The sequence below is a fragment of the Fictibacillus solisalsi genome (genome assembly GCF_900103485.1).
Classification (GTDB): Bacteria; Bacillota; Bacilli; order Bacillales; family Fictibacillaceae; genus Fictibacillus_C; species Fictibacillus_C solisalsi.
Map to the genome: position 1 here is coordinate 1,642,296 of NZ_FNHW01000001.1, position 14,745 is coordinate 1,657,040.

Below are 14,745 nucleotides of genomic sequence, written 5' to 3' on the forward strand. Positions count from 1 at the left end.
ACAGCAAGAAAGAAGCCCAGGAATGGCTTCTTTCTTGTGATTGATTATACGGTTTCCTTTTTTATACCGGCTGCCGTCTCCAGATAAGTTTCCAAGTGGCTGATAATCTCCTTGTTCTGGATCTCATCGCCTACCGTGATCCGCAGACTTGTAGGAAAGCCGAGCGCTGCTCCCGAGCGGACGATATAACCCCTCTCGAGCAAATGTTGAAACAGCTTATTAGCGTCTTCATTAAAATCAATTAAAATAAAATTACCTTGTGAAGGGTAATAGGACAGGCCATTCTTCTCGCAAAAGTCATAATACTGCTTGAGTCCTTTTCTGTTCCTGTTCAGACATGATGCAAGGAAATCCTGGTCTTTGATGGCTGCTCGGGCAGCTGCCTGGGCAATTCTTGAAGTGTTGAATGGTTCTCTGGCCGGTTCAATAGCGCGAATTATACGCTCGTCCGCTATTCCATAACCGATTCGCAGAGCTGCCAGACCATAGGCCTTTGAAAAAGTACGCATGATCACAAGGTTAGGATATTGTGAGAGGTAGGGAATGGTTTCAGGATAATCCTCCGCCACCACGTATTCATAATACGCTTCGTCACTTACGACGAGAACATGCTCAGGCACCTCGGCCATAAAGGATTCAAAAGCTTTTTGGCTGATGTAATGCCCTGTTGGATTGTTTGGGGAACAGAGCCAGACAATTCTCGTATTTTCATCAATTGCTCCGAGCATGCCTTTTAGGTCATGCTCACCGTTAATTAGAGGGACTTCACGGATTTCTGCCCCTTCGATTATTGCGTTATGCTTATATTGTGGAAAGGTATGTTCCGCCATCACCGTATTGGTGCCTTCACGCAAATAACTTCTTGTAAGAATCTGGACAACTTCGTCCGAACCATTTCCGAAGATGAGTTTTTCTTGCTTAACTCCCAAAAATTCAGAAAGCTCTTCTCTCAGTTCTGCGCTGTAGCCATCCGGATACAATCCAAGATGAGCGGTTTCTGCAATAATGGCATCTCGAACTGACGGGGAGCTGCCATAAGGGTTTTCGTTTGACGCCAATTTTGTAATTTTGGTCAGTCCGTATTCTCGTTTTACTTCTTCAATTGGTTTTCCCGGTTGATAGGGTGTTAAATTCTGCAGTTGTTTTTTCGCCTCCACAAAGACCCTTCCTTTCTATTAACTATACACTTTCTTCACCGGGACCACTTTGGACAGAAAATCAGAAAACGCCGCAATGGCTTTGTCCTTCGTTTCCTCGTTCACAAGTTCTGGCCCCAGCTCTTCAATTTTTTTGACGATGGCACTGCCCATGATAAATCCGTCGCATTTCCCTTCAAACTGCTGCATCTGTTCCCTGCTGGAAAGACCGAAGCCCACAAGTACCGGGACGTGACTTGAAGCCTTGGCATTTTCCAGAAAACGGTCCAAGTCATTGGCAAACGAAGTCCTTGTCCCTGTCACGCCAAGGGATGAAATACAGTACAAAAAGCCCTGGGCAGTTCGGCCGATCTCTTTAAGCCGCTCCCTGGATGTCGTAGGGGCAGCCAGGGAGATGAAGCTCAAGTCATGCTGAAGGCATGCCTCATGAAGCTCTTTACTTTCTTCAAACGGCATATCCGGCACAAGAAGTCCGTCAATATCATGCTGTGCTGCCAGTTCAAAAAATTTCTGTTCTCCCAATTGTAACAAAAGATTGTAATAAGTAAAGATGATAACTGGTATCGTCAGTCCTTTCTCCCTCATATCGGAGACCAGCTTTATCGCTTTTTCGAGCGACATCCCGTTTTTCAGCGCTCGCAGGGATGCACGCTGAATGACCGGACCATCAGCGAGCGGATCGGAATAGGGAATCCCCAGCTCCAGGGCTGAAGCTCCTTCATTTTGCAGGGCAAGAGCAAGGTCAACCGTCGCTTCTAAGGAAGGATCACCCGCTGTAATAAAAGGCACAAAAAGTGGCGTCTTTAGATTCTGAAACTCTTTCATCCTATTGGTCATGGGAATCTTCCTCCTTCTGCTGTTCAAACAGGGTATGAACATCCTTATCTCCGCGGCCGGAGAGGCAAATAATCAAATTTTCATCAGGGCTCATGGCTTTTGCTTCTTTGATCGCCTGGGCAACAGCATGCGCACTCTCTAGTGCACAAAGAATTCCTTCTTCCAGGCAAAGAATGTTCAGTGCCTCAAGTGCCTCCTCGTCGGTAATACATTGATAATCCACCCGTTTTGTGAATTTTAAGTAGGCATGCTCAGGTCCCACACCTGGATAATCAAGTCCTGCCGAGATGGAATAAGGCTCCTGGATCTGCCCTTCCTCTGATTGCAGAAGATACGTAAGAGACCCATGGATAACGCCTTCTCTCCCGTTTGCCATTGTAGCTGCATGCAGCCCTGTCAGGATTCCCTTGCCTCCGGCTTCAACGCCTACAAGCTTTACATCCTCATTGACAAACCCGGCAAAAATGCCGATTGCATTGCTTCCTCCGCCCACACAGGCTACGACCTTATCGGGAAGCTTTCCACCATGCATCTCCTTGTACTGGGCTTTCGCTTCAAACCCAATCACACTTTGAAACTCTTTAACAATTTTCGGATAAGGGTGCGGACCAACAGCGGAACCAATCAAATAAAACGTATCTTCAACCGCTGACACCCACTGCCGGATGGCTTCATTTGTCGCATCCTTCAAGGTCCGTGTGCCGCTGGTTACGGGTATAACCTCTGCACCAAGGAGTTTCATTCGGAACACATTCAATTCCTGTCTTCGGATGTCTTCTTCTCCCATGTATACTTTGCATTCAAGGCCGTAGCGGGCCGCCGCAGTCGCCGCCGCCACACCATGCTGGCCCGCTCCTGTTTCTGCAATGATTTTCTTTTTTCCCATCCGTTTGGCGAGGAGTGCCTGTCCGATCGCATTGTTAATTTTATGTGCGCCGGTATGGTTCAGATCCTCTCTTTTCAGATAGATGCCTGCTCCGCCGAGTCGTTCGGTCAGCTTCCCTGCATAGGTTAATGGAGTGGGTCTTCCTGAATAATGTGTAAGCTCATGTTCAAGATCCTTTTTAAAATCTTCATCATTGATCGCTTCCAAAAATCCTCTTTCCAGGTCCTCAAGGGCAAACATAATCGTTTCAGGTACGAACTTCCCGCCAAACTGGCCATATCTTCCCTTGCTGTCAGGATATACTGTTTTCATTGATGATCATCCCTTCCAATTCTGTAATTGCCTCTTTGCTTTTCTTACCGTCCATTTCAATTCCACTGGATATATCAATTCCATGAGGCTGATACCTCAGCAGCCTGGTGATATTACTTGCTGAAATTCCTCCTGCAATGAAGCACGGTACTTCTTGCACCGAAGCAGCCTCAAGATAAAAGGGTACAGCTTCCCAGTCAAACGCCGTGCCTGTCCCTCCATAAGCACCTTCTACTCTAGCATCGATGACATACCCGTCAGCAACGCCCGCGTATCCTGCCAGCGCCTTCCATCCTTCCTCTTCATGCCTGACCGCTTTCCAAATGATTTTTCCGGTCTTCTTCTTTAACAGCTTTAGAAACTGGGGTGTTTCGTCCCCGTGGCACTGAATCACGTCGAGGGGAAGCACCTTAAGTGCCTGTTCAATCTCTTCTATGGATGAATTAACAAATACACCCACGATTTTTTGAGGAACCGGTTGAAGTTCCTTTATCCAGCATGAGACTTCTTCCGGCCTCACCCTTCGTTTGCTTTGCGCAAAAATAAATCCCGCATACCCTGCAGAAGAACTCTTGACAAGCTCCAAGTCTTCCCTGCTCCTGCATCCGCAATACTTTACCGCGATATTCTTATTCACCATACAGCAGCTGAATTCCTTTTCCCGGAGAAGATGCGCGCATCAGGGTTTCCCCCACTAAAATGGCATCGATATTATGCTCACGCAAAAATTTTAGGTCTTCTGCCGTTTTGATCCCGCTTTCGCTAACGGTCAGTATCCCTTCTGGAATATAGCGAGCGATGGCCTCGGTATGCGTTACATCGGTATTGAAGTTTCTGAGGTCACGATTATTGATTCCGATCAGTTTGGGTGTAAATACATCAAGAATACCCTCGAGCTCTTCCACAGAATGAACCTCTACGAGGCAATCCAGATTTTCTTCACGGGCATATTCATACAGTTCATGGAGCTTCCCGGGCTCCATGGCAGCCGCGATTAATAAAATCGCATCTGCACCAATATGAGCGCTCTCACGAATCTGCACCTTATCAATGATAAAATCCTTTCTTAGCACAGGCAGCGATACCATTTGCTTTACAGCGACAAGATCAGCTGCATGGCCGCGGAAAAAACGCTGATCCGTCAGAACGGAAATGGCAGCGGCTCCCCCTTGTTCGTAAGCTGCAGCAATTTCAGACGGCACATAATGTTCTTTAATGATTCCTTTGGAAGGAGACGCCTTTTTCACCTCGGCGATCAGAGCCGGTTTTTGGCTAGAATTGGAAAGCGCTTCATAAAGGGATACCTTTTTCTGGTTCGGCTGGCCTTCAAACTCGCGGTGTAGCTTTGTTATTTCTTCTTTTTTCACATCAAGAATTTGTTGCAGCATAGGGTACTCCTCCTGTCTGGTTTTGTATTATTTCAAGGTGCTCAAGGGCTTTGCCGCTGGAAATAAGATCCTGGGCATATGCCACGCCCTCCCGGATACTTTCCGATCTTCCGGTGAGGTATAGCGATGCTGCCGTATTATAAACCACAATATTGCGTGCCGATTCAGGTGCATTCCCCTTAAGGACTCGCTGGATTAGAGCGGCGCTTTCCTGGCTGGATGAGACGGTCACTTCCTCCAGCTTCCCGCATGAAAGCCCCACATCTTCAGGTGAAAGGGTAAATTCTGAAACCTGGCCATCCTTCACATCAAAGAAGTGTGTCGGTGCAAAAATCGAACACTCGTCCAGGCCGTCCTCCCCGGTTACAACCAGCGTTCTCTGGTTCTTGAACTGTGAAATGGCAATGGCCATTTTTTCGGCCGTTTCCCGGTTATACGCTCCAATCAGCTGATGTGTAGGATGAGCGGGATTTACAAGCGGCCCAAGGATATTAAACACGGTCCGGAACGAAAGGCCTTTACGCGTCTGACTGGCATGACGAAGTGCCGGATGATAATTCGGCGCAAAAAGAAAACATAAAGAAAACTCATCCAGATTCCGTTTGATTTCGGATACGTCACTGCTCGATTGGATACCAAGCCTGCTCAATACATCCGCACTGCCGCTTTTAGAAGTAACGGCCGAATTTCCGTGTTTTGCGACTTTCACGCCATCTGATGAAAGCATGATCGCTGAAGCCGTTGAAATATTAAAAGTGGAAGCCCCGTCTCCACCGGTTCCGCACGTGTCAAGAAGTTGCGGATAATCGACGTGCAAAGGTAAAGTGTGATCAAGAATCGCAGTAGAAAAACCAATGATCTCGGAAATCGTTTCACCTCTGAGACGCAGTATGGTAAGCAAACTGGAAAGTTGAACTTCTGTCGCTTGCCCTTCCAATATTTCATTCATCATATCGTAAGCTTCACTTTCCGAATACGTTTCTCCCAGGATTCCTTTTTGAAGCAGTTCTTTGATCGCCATTGCTATTCCTCCTTAATGATTGTATGGGCATTAGGGTGCAAGGCGCGTTTCATACCGGGGTTAAATAAATAGGAAGACAAAACATGTGCTGATCCACCTCCATCAGGATGGAGAATGAATGAGGAAAAAAGGGGACAAAAAAACCCATGCACGAAGAGGCATGGGTGATATCTATGTAATAAACCCTCTGCTCCGCTCCACTCATCATTCTCGGCTATTCTCATCTCTCTGCTAAACTCACTCTGGTTCTCTAAATTCTTCTCTAACTCTAATCAATTAAACTAAATCGTTAAAACACAAGATAAAGCATTTCCTTCATTTTGTCAACCCGCAAGGACCGATAGATATTCGATCAACATACAGGCTTCTGATAAAAAAACGGCTCCATGGGATGTAAATTAAATCTTCCAGGATAAAAAATCTGTTCAGTACTGCCTACAAACAGATAACCTCCCGGCCTCAATGCTTCTGAAAATTTACGAAACAGCTCCTCTTTTGCTTCTTCCGTAAAATAAATCATGACATTCCGGCAGACAATCAGATCAAATCCGTCTTCGAAGGCATCCAGCAACAAATTATGGTGTTGAAACCTAATGTTTTTTTTCAGATGAGCCCTTATAGCTGCTCCTTTTTCTGTATCGCTGAAACATGAGGATCTGATTGCTTCCGGCACGTGCTTCAGTGCATTATGATCGTAAATGCCTTCCTTCGCTTTTTTTAGAGCGGCACGGTCAAGATCTGTTGCAAGAATGGAATATTCTCTCCTTGATAAATCATTCTGCAAAAGACAAGAAAGAGTATACGGCTCCTCTCCAGCAGCACATGCGGCACTCCACAGCTTCAATTTCCTTTGCTGGGCGATAAGCTCTGGAAGTATTCTATGCCGAACTGCGTCCCATCGTTCAGGATTTCTGAAAAACTCTGAAACGTTGATGGTCATCCGTTCGAGAAATTCATCCATAAGGCGCGGATCTCCTTCAATAGCCTCATAATAGCCGGAAAAGCTGGTGTAATTTTTTTTATCGCGCAAAGCGGTAAGACGCCTTTTCATCTGAGCCTCTTTATATTGAGATAAATCAATAGACGTCAACAAATTGATCTTCTCAACAAAACGCATGTAATCCTGATCCATAATTTTTCCCCTTTTTTGTGGTGATACTTTGTTTATCGGTTGAAAGGGTACAACCTTTACGTTTGCTGCAAATGAAAAAACCAGCCGCAAAGGGCTGGTTTGTAACGCTTACATTAAATCCAGGAAGAACCTGCTTTTTCATATTGTACGAGCTCTTCTTCATGAAAAAATAATCCGATTTCACGTTCAGCGCTCTCGGGAGAATCTGATCCATGGATCACATTGTTGCTCACCTGAACGGCAAAATCTCCGCGGATTGTGCCTGGTGCAGCTTCGCCCGGGTTGGTTTTGCCCATCATGTTTCTTGCAGTGGCAATTACATTTTCACCTTGCCATACCATTGCAAATACAGGCCCGGACGTAATAAAGTTTACAAGATCACCGAAAAAAGGACGTTCTTTGTGCTCTGCATAATGATTTTCCGCAAGCTCGCGTGAAATGGTCATCAATTTTGCACCAGCAAGCTGAAACCCCTTTTTCTCGAATCTCGAAACGATCTCACCGATCAAATTGCGTTGTACACCGTCGGGCTTTACCATTAGAAACGTTTGTTCCACAATAATTCTCCCCTATCTTCTATGTAGTTGCTTTTGAGGGTCGTCTATAATCTGCAACCCCTAGAAAATAGTAACAAAAATTAAGTTATTTAGCAACGTGTTAAAATTTCCGGCGGCCTATATATTTAGCAATCTTGATCATGCTGTTTTTCGCCTGTCCCGCAGGCAGGCCATCCGCTGCAACAAGCGCATCGGCCAAATAAGACTGTGCCGTATTGGAGGCACGCCGGATGGCTCCGCTCGTCTTTATTGTATCAATAATGGATGAAAGTTCGCTTTCATCCATCGTTTCATAAAACCGGCCGATTTTCCCTTTAAGCCCAGGAAGCTGTTGCATGGCATAAAAAACAGGAAGAGTAATATTTCCCTGCCTTAGATCTCCGCCTGCAGGTTTACCCAGTTCCTTTTCGGTGCCCGTAAAGTCCAGAATGTCATCGGTAATCTGATACGCCATTCCAACTGAATATCCAAAGCGGTACAGCCGCTGCTGAAGCTCGATTGAAGCATTTGAAGCAATTGCGCCAAGCTGGCAACTGATGGCAATAAGCAGGGCGGTTTTTCGTTTGATCCTGCGCAAATACTGCCGGACATTCTGATTCAGATCAAATTGTTCCTTGATTTGCTGGATTTCGCCAAGGGACATTTCCTTCATTGCATAAGACAAAATCTGATGTGCGGCAATTTGATGAATATCCGACATCAGTTCAATCGCTTTGGCAAACAGGAAGTCGCCGGTATACATGGCGACTTTGTTGTCATAAGCTGCCTTTACCGTTTTTGCTCCCCGCCGCAATTCAGCGTCATCAATGACATCATCGTGAACGAGTGAAGCCATATGGATGGTTTCAAGAGCAGCTGCTACCTTTTTGACAGATTCAATATCATAATTTCCAAAATGCCCGGAAAGCACTACAAAAACGGGGCGGATTCGTTTTCCGCCCGCTTTCAGCAACTGGTTTCCTGCTTTCTGCATAATAGGGTGCTGAGAGGAAATGGTCTGTTCCAGTTCTTTTTCAATCTGTTGCAAATCCTTTTTAACATGCGTATAAAGTTCTGTCAGTTTCATCTTCTTCACCTAAATGCCCTGTAAGGAATAATTGAAAAATGTAAATTCAGGAAGAGATTGAATGAAGGAATGCTTATAGGCCAGTTCAAAATAACGCTTCAGCCCCTTAATATGGTTTTCACTCAAATCATAATTAATGCCCTGGAAGTAATGGGACCAAAACGCGGATTCGCCCCCATGCGTACAAAGGACGTCTTCAATCATATCGTGGTAGCCATCCGCCTCTGTGCGGCCTTTACTTTCCGTCATTTGAATCAGGAGTTTCTCCAAAAGAGGAGCTTCTCTCTTGATCGCATCGTTTCTTACTGCCATGACGGCATACGTCATTGGAAGGTTGGTGTTCTCATACCATAGTTCTCCAAGGTCATAGACGTAAATATCTTTTTCCTGCCTCCAACCGCCTTTGATTGCATCCTCTCCGATCAAGAGGCAAGCATCATGGCTTGAGAGCATCTCATCATAATCCGGAGTCATTGTTTCATAGTGAGGATTTATGCCTATAAATTCTTTTAGGATAACCTTCAATAAAACGACTGAAGTTGCCGAGCTTGAGGTCAGGGCAATGCTTCGGCCGTCCAACTCTTCAATTTTTGACTTGGAGAATAAAAGAATGGAACCTACCTTTCCGTACGTAGAAACAGACAGGTTGGGAAAAAGGCTGTACTGATGACTGTTCTCACCAAAGGCAAATGACGATATTCCGCCCAGATCAATTTCTCCCCTTGCCATTCTGCGGTTTAATTCGGCCGGAACCTGCGGAATAAACTGGGCTCCGGTCCTTTCAATTTCCTTTTTATTTAAATAAAAAAACAAAGGAAGAATGTTAGTATATTTAATTTCGCCAATATTCAGCGCCATTACTCTCCCCACCTTCTGAATAATTCATGATGCTTCCCAGGTTGTTACCCCTACAGCAAAACTTTTTATAAAAGCAAATCTCCCAAAGAGAAAACAAACATTACAACACTCAAAATTCCGTTCATTGTAAAAAACGCAAGGTTCAGCTTTGACAGGTCATCGGCAGAAACCATGGAGTGTTCATATACCATAATCGCACCGGACAAAAATACACCTGCGAAATAAACCCAGCCAAAGGAGGATACCGCCCCCAAAACAAGAAAAGCTGTAAAGCTGATCACATGAAAAATACGAGCAATTAGAAGGGCCTTTGGAATGCCGAAATAAGAAGGAATGGAATATAATCCGTGCTTCCTGTCATAGTCCGCATCCTGAGTAGCATAGATCACATCGAACCCGGCAGTCCAAAACACAACACCCGCATACAACAAAAATGCTTCAGCTGATAACGTTCCGGTTGCTCCCACCCATCCGCCAAGAGGAGCAAGGGCAATCGTCCCCCCCAAAATGACATGGCATAAATAGGTAAACCGCTTTGTATACGAATAGAATACCAGAAAGAAAACAGCAAGCGGCAGCAACCAGACAGACAGGATGTTCAGCTGGTATGCACTGACAAAAAGCAGTACAAAAGAACCAGCAATAAACAAAGCTGCCTCTTTCATGCTGATCAGCTTTGCCGGGATCGCCCTCATGGCAGTTCTCGGATTTTTCTGGTCGATTCTCGCATCAATCACACGATTCAGCGTCATTGCCGCACTTCTCGCGCCAACCATCGCAAGGGTAATCCAAACCCACTCCATCAGGGAGGGAAACGTTCCTTCCTCCACAACATTTCCCAGTATTGCTCCTAGAAAAGCAAATGGAAGAGCAAACAAGGTATGTTCGAATTTTATCATTTCAAGAATGATAGCTAATTTCTTAAACACAAGGCAATCTCTCTTTCTATGTTTGTTTAATTCCCATGTGCATAGCTGCCGTTCCGAACGTATATGGCTTAACCATGACACGGGTCAACCCGGCTTCTTCAAACAGGGACTTCAGTTCGTTTCTGTTCAAAAACTCCCCTGCCGATTCCTGAAGCCATGAGTATTCATTGTAGCTTTTAGCAAGAAGCTTCCCAAGAACGGGCATAATCACTGAAAAATAGAAACGAAACAAAGGCCTGATCAGCGGAGTGGTAGGCTGAGAGGTTTCTAGACAAACGACCTTGCCGCCAGGTTTGGCGACGCGGCTCATTTCTTTAACTACTTGCAGATAATCGGGTACATTTCTCAGTCCAAACCCGATCGTTACATAGTCAAAGGTATTATCTTCAAATGGCAGTTCCATAGCGTTGCCATGGATCAGCTCCACATTTTCCATGTTAAGCGATTCTACTTTTTTCTTACCGACTTCAAGCATGTTCTGACTAAAGTCCAGGCCTGTGACATGTCCCTTCATGCCAACAGCCTCAGCAAGCGCAATGCTCCAGTCACCCGTTCCGCAGCAAACATCAAGCGCCATGCTTCCTTCTTTAACGGCCATCTGCTTCATCGTGTCTTTCCGCCAGCTTTTATGCCGTTGGAAGCTGATTACATTGTTCATGAAATCATATTGATCCGATATTTTTTCAAATACCGAATGGACTCTCTGTTCCTTTAATTGTTCCATGGCTTACCCTTCCTCCGGCAATAAATAGTGAGGCCCTTCAAGCAGTCCCCTCATTCTCTTTTCCATGACTGGTTTTAACGATAACGGCTGCTTTTGCGTTTTTAGTTTGTGCCGGGCAAGCAGCACATCATTTTTTATTTGGAGATGATAGTCTGAAAAAAGAGAGTCAGGGCAATGGGAAGTGGCAGAAACAAACAAAAATTCTGTGATAAATGGTATGTATTGCTCTTTCTTCAGATGCCGGGCGACACGGTTTAAAATTCCTGCCTCCATTCCTTTTATACTGTTGGTTACCTCTTCTGGCTTTATATGTTTGCTGTAAAAAAGCCGCATCTTGTTTTCATTGACATCCTGAATCCCCAAAGAAAGTGCACGAATTAAAGACACATCCTCACAGACGGAAAGCATAAAGTAGTAAAGGCTGCTGTAATAGTCTCCTGCGAGTACGGTCAACTGCCTCTCCTTGATATGACTATCCCTGATCTTCAAGATCGTTTCATGCGTGTCCAATGCACATTGAACAAGCATCACCGCAGCATACAACTCCTGCAGTTCCTCTCCCTCGTATCCGCTCTCAGCAAGCAGCAAATAGGTGATCAGACATTTATCCTGGTTTAACTGGGGAACATTAACATATTCCTTCAAAAACGAATGTTCCATTTTCTGTAAAACATATTCATTTAACTTATTCACTTCTTGGATGATCCTCATGTACCTGCCCCCGCATCCTGCAACTAAAGCTTACTCTATCTATTATGTATCATATCATATTGTGCATTCAACTATTGATTACTGCATAAAGAAAACTTGGCTCGTGCCAAGCTTTTTTTATACTTCCGTGTCGACTTCACCGTGCCGTGTATAAATGACGGCTTTGCCCCGAACTTTCACAGCAGACGTATGTTCTGTAAATTGTGCGAGCATAACTTCGCCCTTGTCCAGCTTCTCTGAATGGTGGAATCGGGTCTCTGTCCCTCTTGTCAGACCGATGACATTAACCCCGTTTTCTTTTGCCTTGATAACGAAAAATTCATTCTCGTTTACCTTCATACCGTACACTCCGTTCCTTTAAATTTAGCTCCGAATAAAAGTGAGAACTTCTGCTCTTGCCGCTGCATCATCTACAAAAACTCCTCTTACGGCAGAAGTTACGGTTTTCGAGCCGGGTTTCTTTACTCCGCGCATGGTCATGCACATATGTTCAGCTTCAACAACAACAATCACCCCATGCGGGTTCAGTGTTTCAACAAGAGAATCAGCAACAGTTGACGTGATTCTTTCCTGCAGCTGCGGCCGGCGAGTAACGGCTTCGACTGCACGCGCCAGTTTGGAGAGGCCTGTGACCTTTCCTCCTTTAGGGATGTAGCCAATATGGGCTTTCCCGAAAAAAGGAACCAGATGGTGTTCACACATGGAATAGAAAGGAATATCCTTAACGAGAACCAATTCTTCGTGGTCTTCTCCGAAAATCGTGGCAAAGTGCTCTTTCGGGTCCTGGTTCAGCCCCTGAAAAACTTCCTGGTACATTTTAGCCACTCGTTTTGGTGTATCGACAAGGCCCTCACGCGCTGGATCTTCTCCAATGGCCTCAAGAATCATGGTAACCGCCTTTTCAATTTTCGCCTGATCAAATTCCTTCACTGCATTATCCTCCAATTTCGTTCGTGCAACGTTCCAAGTAGTTTTTACTTAACGATTGCTGTACGTTTTTCTAAACCGATTCTAGCATATGAATCAGGCAAAGGCAAAGGTAGGGGGCTAAAGTCGCATGTTTTACATAAAAAATAAAAGAACCGCACAATGCGGTTCTTGCTTGCCCTATGTATAAGCTTATTTTAGAGCATCCTTAAGGGCTTTTCCTGGTTTGAAAGCAGGTACCTTGCTTGCTGCGATTTCGATTTCTTGACCAGTTTGCGGGTTACGGCCTTTACGAGCTGCGCGCTCACGAACTTCGAAGTTACCAAAACCGATAAGTTGTACCTTATCACCTTCTTTTAGCGTATCAGCAATTGCCTCAAAAACTGCATCAACAGCTTTAGTGGCATCCTTTTTAGAAAGTTGAGTTTGTTCAGCTACTGTGTTTACAAGATCAGTCTTGTTCATTCCATTCACCTCCTCTCAAAGAACGCTGTATCTATGCTCTAAATATTCGGTTGTATTACTATCATAAAGCTCTCGCTCCTGTTTTATACAGGATTTACTAAATACTTTGATGACAAGCCTTATATTAAACGATAAGCTATAAGAATTCAATGTTTTTATGCGAAAAATAGCGAAAAACCCCTTATCCCGTGGCCAAAAGGCCTATTTTTTGGAATAACCTCCTTTCTTTCCATGCAAAAAAAGACTCCAAATAGGAGCCTTTCACTATAAAATAATGGCTATTAATCCTCCGGAACCTTCATTTATGATACGTTCCAATGTTTCCTTCAGTTTGTACCTTGCATTTTCCGGCATGAGTGAAATTTTGCCTTGTATTCCTTCGCGTACAATTGAATTGAGCGAACGTCCAAAAATATCGGAGTTCCAAATGGAAAGCGGGTCCTCTTCAAAATCCTGCATCAGGTACCTGACCAGCTCTTCGCTCTGTTTTTCCGTTCCAATGATTGGTGCAAATTCGGATTCAACATCCACTTTAATCATATGAATCGACGGGGCCACCGCTTTCAGGCGGACTCCGAAGCGAGAGCCCTGGCGGATGATTTCAGGCTCATCGAGGCTCATATCAGATAGTGCAGGAGCTGCAATCCCATAGCCGGTTTGCTTCACCATTCTGAGCGCATCGGCCACCTGATCATACTCCTGTTTCGCGTAGGCAAATTCCTGCATCAACTGCAGCAGATGATCTTTTCCCCTGATTTCCACTCCCACAACTTCTTTTAGAATCTGGTCATATAAATCATCGGGAGCAAAAAGATCAATTTCAGCAATTCCCTGCCCCATTTCAATCCCCGCAAGACGCGCATCGTCAATAAACTCAAAATCGCTGAAACTGCCGACAACCCGGTCCACATCTCTTAATCTGCGAATGTCTTTGACTGTTTCTCTTACGGCTTCCTCGTAGCTCTCTCTCAGCCAGTGTTCCTCCCGGAGGACCATTACCCAGCTTGGCAGGTTCACATTGACTTCAAGAACCGGGAACTCGTAAAGCACTTCTCGCAGCACATTGTTGATATCATGCTCTGTCATGCTTTCCACACTCATCGCGAGGACAGGAATATCATATTTCTCGTTTAATTCCTTACGCAGCTGTTCAGTATCCGGATGGTGCGGGTGAACCGAATTGACCACCAGAATAAACGGTTTACCTACCTCTTTCAGCTCTTCAATGACACGCTCTTCGGATTCAATATAATCGTATCTTGGGATTTCGCCAATCGAACCATCCGTCGTCACCACCACACCCAGCGTAGAGTGCTCCTGAATGACTTTTCTTGTGCCGATTTCGGCTGCCTCATGAAAAGGAATCGGTTCATCATACCACGGAGTGTGGATCATGCGTGGTCCGTTTTCGTCTTCATAGCCTTTTGCACTCGGTACGGCATATCCGACACTGTCCACAAGACGGACATTCACATCAAGGCCCTCTGCCACATGAATACTCACTGCATTGTTTGGAACGAATTTCGGTTCAGTGGTCATGATGGTTTTGCCTGCTGCGCTTTGCGGAAGCTCATCCTGTGCCCGCTGGCGCTCTCCGTCGTTTTGAATGTTCGGAAGCACCACCAGTTCCATGAACCGCTTAATAAACGTAGATTTCCCTGTACGAACAGCACCGACTACCCCGAGATAAATGTCTCCTCCTGTCCGTTCAGCGATATCTTTGAAAATATCGATTTTTTCCAATTCATTTCCCTCCCGATCCAAATAAGTTCCGG

At 45.2% G+C, this 14,745-nt stretch carries 17 protein-coding genes; all 17 read right to left on the reverse strand.

Going from position 1 to position 14,745, the window contains the following annotated elements; all coding sequences use genetic code 11:
* Window positions 1-44: 44 nt before the first annotated feature.
* A complete protein-coding gene (hisC, locus tag BLT53_RS08380; RefSeq protein ID WP_090234087.1) occupies window positions 45-1,157 on the reverse strand; it encodes a histidinol-phosphate transaminase in 1,113 nt (370 codons plus the stop codon).
* Between the two features lie 18 nt (window positions 1,158-1,175).
* Window positions 1,176-1,994 (reverse strand): tryptophan synthase subunit alpha, encoded by an 819-nt coding sequence (gene trpA / locus BLT53_RS08385; protein WP_244520382.1) that lies wholly within the window; start codon window positions 1,992-1,994, stop codon window positions 1,176-1,178.
* On the reverse strand, window positions 1,984-3,192 hold the full coding sequence (gene trpB / locus BLT53_RS08390) for a tryptophan synthase subunit beta (protein WP_090234089.1): 1,209 nt from the start codon (window positions 3,190-3,192) through the stop codon (window positions 1,984-1,986). The genes trpA and trpB overlap by 11 nt, the downstream gene beginning before the upstream one ends.
* Window positions 3,173-3,832, reverse strand: coding sequence for a phosphoribosylanthranilate isomerase (locus tag BLT53_RS08395; protein ID WP_090234091.1), 660 nt, complete (start codon window positions 3,830-3,832; stop codon window positions 3,173-3,175). The genes trpB and BLT53_RS08395 overlap by 20 nt, the downstream gene beginning before the upstream one ends.
* Window positions 3,822-4,580, reverse strand: coding sequence for an indole-3-glycerol phosphate synthase TrpC (trpC, locus tag BLT53_RS08400; RefSeq protein ID WP_090234093.1), 759 nt, complete (start codon window positions 4,578-4,580; stop codon window positions 3,822-3,824). Before trpC ends, BLT53_RS08395 begins: the two co-directional genes overlap by 11 nt.
* A complete protein-coding gene (gene trpD, locus BLT53_RS08405; RefSeq protein WP_090234095.1) occupies window positions 4,561-5,601 on the reverse strand; it encodes an anthranilate phosphoribosyltransferase in 1,041 nt (346 codons plus the stop codon). Before trpD ends, trpC begins: the two co-directional genes overlap by 20 nt.
* Window positions 5,602-5,953: 352 nt before the next feature.
* The gene (locus BLT53_RS08410) at window positions 5,954-6,733 is read right to left on the reverse strand and encodes a CheR family methyltransferase (RefSeq protein ID WP_170834278.1); all 780 of its coding nucleotides are present in this window, start codon (window positions 6,731-6,733) and stop codon (window positions 5,954-5,956) included.
* A gap of 113 nt (window positions 6,734-6,846) precedes the next feature.
* On the reverse strand, window positions 6,847-7,290 hold the full coding sequence (ndk, locus tag BLT53_RS08415) for a nucleoside-diphosphate kinase (protein WP_061970659.1): 444 nt from the start codon (window positions 7,288-7,290) through the stop codon (window positions 6,847-6,849).
* A gap of 100 nt (window positions 7,291-7,390) precedes the next feature.
* Window positions 7,391-8,356 (reverse strand): heptaprenyl diphosphate synthase component II, encoded by a 966-nt coding sequence (gene hepT, locus BLT53_RS08420; RefSeq protein WP_090234097.1) that lies wholly within the window; start codon window positions 8,354-8,356, stop codon window positions 7,391-7,393.
* A 9-nt stretch (window positions 8,357-8,365) separates the two neighbouring features.
* Window positions 8,366-9,214, reverse strand: a complete 849-nt coding sequence (locus BLT53_RS08425; protein ID WP_090234099.1) for a menaquinone biosynthesis protein — start codon at window positions 9,212-9,214, stop codon at window positions 8,366-8,368.
* Between the two features lie 65 nt (window positions 9,215-9,279).
* Window positions 9,280-10,143 (reverse strand): UbiA-like polyprenyltransferase, encoded by an 864-nt coding sequence (locus BLT53_RS08430; protein WP_170834279.1) that lies wholly within the window; start codon window positions 10,141-10,143, stop codon window positions 9,280-9,282.
* A 16-nt stretch (window positions 10,144-10,159) separates the two neighbouring features.
* Window positions 10,160-10,867 (reverse strand): demethylmenaquinone methyltransferase, encoded by a 708-nt coding sequence (locus BLT53_RS08435; protein ID WP_090234101.1) that lies wholly within the window; start codon window positions 10,865-10,867, stop codon window positions 10,160-10,162.
* A 3-nt stretch (window positions 10,868-10,870) separates the two neighbouring features.
* Window positions 10,871-11,578, reverse strand: coding sequence for a heptaprenyl diphosphate synthase component 1 (locus tag BLT53_RS08440; RefSeq protein WP_090234103.1), 708 nt, complete (start codon window positions 11,576-11,578; stop codon window positions 10,871-10,873).
* 117 nt (window positions 11,579-11,695) lie between these two features.
* Window positions 11,696-11,917 (reverse strand): trp RNA-binding attenuation protein MtrB, encoded by a 222-nt coding sequence (gene mtrB, locus BLT53_RS08445; RefSeq protein ID WP_061970674.1) that lies wholly within the window; start codon window positions 11,915-11,917, stop codon window positions 11,696-11,698.
* 24 nt (window positions 11,918-11,941) lie between these two features.
* Entirely contained in the window at window positions 11,942-12,508 is a 567-nt protein-coding gene (gene folE, locus BLT53_RS08450; RefSeq protein ID WP_090234105.1) for a GTP cyclohydrolase I FolE, read from the reverse strand.
* Between the two features lie 189 nt (window positions 12,509-12,697).
* Window positions 12,698-12,970 carry an HU family DNA-binding protein gene (locus tag BLT53_RS08455; protein WP_061970679.1) on the reverse strand — a complete coding sequence of 91 codons (273 nt, stop codon included), beginning with the start codon at window positions 12,968-12,970 and terminating at the stop codon, window positions 12,698-12,700.
* A gap of 264 nt (window positions 12,971-13,234) precedes the next feature.
* Complete coding sequence (gene spoIVA, locus BLT53_RS08460; RefSeq protein WP_061970681.1) at window positions 13,235-14,713, reverse strand: stage IV sporulation protein A; 1,479 nt, start codon at window positions 14,711-14,713, stop codon at window positions 13,235-13,237.
* Between the last annotated feature and the right edge of the window lie 32 nt (window positions 14,714-14,745).